At 35.4% G+C, this 3,082-nt stretch carries 3 protein-coding genes; all 3 read right to left on the bottom strand.

Going from position 1 to position 3,082, the window contains the following annotated elements:
* The coding region (locus I6F65_RS21085; RefSeq protein ID WP_197114774.1) for a transposase at positions 1–642 on the bottom strand (642 nt) is incomplete at its 3' end.
* Between the two features lie 231 nt (positions 643–873).
* Positions 874–1,617: a TIGR02594 family protein gene (locus I6F65_RS21090; protein ID WP_197114775.1), complete on the bottom strand. Its 744-nt coding sequence runs from the start codon at positions 1,615–1,617 to the stop codon at positions 874–876.
* Between the two features lie 66 nt (positions 1,618–1,683).
* Positions 1,684–2,361, bottom strand: a complete 678-nt coding sequence (locus I6F65_RS21095) for a hypothetical protein (RefSeq protein ID WP_197114776.1) — start codon at positions 2,359–2,361, stop codon at positions 1,684–1,686.
* Positions 2,362–3,082 lie beyond the last annotated feature (721 nt).

Below are 3,082 nucleotides of genomic sequence, written 5' to 3' on the forward strand. Positions count from 1 at the left end.
TTCTGATGCTGTTATTAAACGCTTTTGTACACTGGTATGCTTTGACTGCTCCGGCGTTTTAGCCATTTTAGCTCTAATGGGATTTAAATCTACATAGGCCATACAAGCGGCAAGTGCGGCTTCATCAAGAAGTGCTTGTGACCTGAAGCGACCCTCCCAAAATCTACCTGTGCAGTTATCTTCTTTATTTGCTCTGCGGGCAATGTCTTCATTTAATAGCCGCATAAACCAGCTGATACTTGATAGACGTTCTCGGTATTGCTTCACTGTTTGATTAAAAAAGATAAGCTCAACTTTACTTAGCTTTTCACCCTGCATGTATTTTTGCGTAAGTACAGTGCCTTTACAAAGCTTATGCCAGCGAATAACAATCGCTTTATCATTCAGCCTATTTGCTTTTTTATCGTCAACATACAACACTAAATGCGTGTGATTACTCATAACGGCATAAGCACAGACATCAATGCAGAATACCTTGGCTAATTCGAGTAATTTATCTTCAACCCACCCTCTGCGATGCTCGTAAGATTGACCTGTAAAGTGATCTTCACCACACAAAAAAGCACGACGCACGCAACGTGAAATACAGTGATAATATTTTGTATCAACCAAACTTATTTGACGCTTTCTTGCGATTGCCATAAGACACTCTGCTTGTTTTTCACACTGATAAAAGCCTAGTACTTAGTTAGCCAAACTGCAAACAATTAGGATGGATGTCTAGCTTATTTTTGAAGTCATGCGCCGCCAATTCCTACTGATTGGATTAATTTCATTGCTGGCATCGAAGAGTCCTTTTCTTTAGTGTTATGTTGTTTAAGTACAACGTGTTAGTAGTAAATTAACACTCACTATTTAAAGTGGGTGTCTTTGTTATTTTACAAAGCTGTCCCATACTTCTTTTTTATACTTTGCAACATTAACGCTATTACTTTGATTTCCACCTAGCATATATAAGTAGTTGCCATCAGCACTTTGACCTACAACAAAAGCAACATGACCACCACCTTTTCTTGACTTAATACCAATAGCACCATAAACAGGAGCACTGATCGATTTACCAAAACTAGCCCACTCTTTTGCTCTAAAAGCATTTTTAACAGGATCCATGTTGTTTTTTTTCATTACCCAAGCAACAAAAGAGCCACACCAAGCATTTTGACCACCACTATCATCATTACCCCAAAATTTAGATGCTTTAAAGTACTCTAAAATTTGCGGATTTGCCTTTACACCTGGAACTTCGGCTTCGCCCACTTCACCAGCAGCTGTTTTCATCCAAGATGCTTTTGTGGCTGGTATTTTTAAAGCTACACTCACATTACTTATAGCGGACAAATTTATAAGCTTTTCGTTAATTTTTCTATGGGTGCGTCCATTTGGATCTATTTTTCCATCAGGGCGTACCATATTTACCACTTTGCTTTGAAATAATTTAATGGCAGCTACGGTTTTAGAGTTTTCAGGGCGTGAGCCTAAACGACCGTCTACGGTAAGTTTTCTAGTGGGTGCTATAAGGGAAAGAAGTGAGTTTAAAGCGGTTTGTACTGCTTTTACATCGTCTGGTTTATTTGCGCCGCCAATCCCTACTGATTGAATTAATTTCATTGCTGGCATCGAAGAGTCCTTTTCTTCAGTGTTATGTTGCTTAAGTACAACGTGTTAGTAGTAAATTAACACCCACTAGTTAAAGTGCGTGTCTATGTTATTTCTCCTGCTCATAAAAAAATTTCTTAATATTGGAAGATTCCACTTTCGACTTAAGTCACCTTCAGGACGCTGAGAAAAATCAAGATAACATTCTTTTAAAACAGGCAGGAATTCAGGCCAGTCTCTGGTAGATAACTTACCAATAATACCGCAAAGATCAATGGTAAGCTCTCTAGACAATTCAATAATTTTTATTAATGGAATACTAATTCGTCTTCGAGCTCTTTCTCCTAATTCGCCATAAAAACTATTAGATATGATGTAATCTCTTTCAGTATATCTAACATGGTATTGAAATAAGGACTCCGCTATTTTTTCATAGATTGTATCGTAAGCTGTATGTAGTCGATGTGGCTCTATGTTACCTAAACGATCAATACGATTATCAATACAATATTCAAAATAATCAATTGCTTTTTCAAATCCCCAAGCTGCCAAAAGTTTAGCTGCTTCGATGGGTACTAAAGAACTATTAATATCATCAATAGGTGTTAATAATGCCTCTAAATTAGGAATACGATCTTGAGGGATTTCATTATCATTACAATAAAAAACATCTTCCATATCTTGGATTAGTAAACCATTCATATCATAATGAGTATAGAGCAAGTCATATTTTTTTTGCCCTATTAATTCTTGTAAAGTAACCATTACTATTATCCTTTTATAAACTAAACTAGACAGTCACTCTAATTATATAAGCTAAACAGTCCGCTACCCCCCTATAAAATCTACTTTTTAGGTTAATAGCTCCCCTTTTCTACTGGATTACTTTCATTTAACCCATTAAATAAGCCATTATCTCTGTTTAATCTAAATTACACGCATGGTAATGACTGCATGATGCAGTGTTAACTATTTACTGAGCAAAAATTAGGATAGGAAGATTTAGAATAGGTGTCACTATGATTTCTGTAATTCTAACTTGTTAATCATCTCTTTTTCTTATTACATCCCACCCCGTTATAATAATTACAAGTTGAAAAAGTAATGCTGTATGAAGAAAAACCCTCCCTGCTACTTGAATATCATGCCCAAGGTACGATACAAGAGCTAGTAGTAATGATAACGGTAAATATGTAATTTCTTGACGTAATATGTATTTAAAAATAAATTTATCTTTATCTTTATCTTTATCTATCATTTTCAACATCGACTAAAAACATAGGAAGGCTCTATAATAAAAAGTATCTTTATAATTTTAGTTTTGACCTTATACTTCATTTATTTAAGTACATCTTGTTCGCAGCAAAATAACACTCACCACTCAATGTGAGTGTTATTTTTCTTAAACAATTAAAACTGCTTAATTAACGTATAAGGTGCATCGGCAGCCAGTCGAGTTACCACATAGCCATACGTAGAGCTATAA

The organism is Pseudoalteromonas sp. SWXJZ94C (assembly GCF_015864385.1).
In the GTDB taxonomy this organism is placed as follows: Bacteria; Pseudomonadota; Gammaproteobacteria; order Enterobacterales; family Alteromonadaceae; genus Pseudoalteromonas.

Excerpts from the sequence above, each read along its gene's own strand:
- I6F65_RS21095 (WP_197114776.1), bottom strand. The coding sequence starts at position 2,361 with ATGGTTACTTTACAAGAATTAATAGGGCAAAAAAAATATGACTTGCTC.
- I6F65_RS21090 (WP_197114775.1), bottom strand. The coding sequence starts at position 1,617 with ATGCCAGCAATGAAATTAATTCAATCAGTAGGGATTGGCGGCGCAAAT.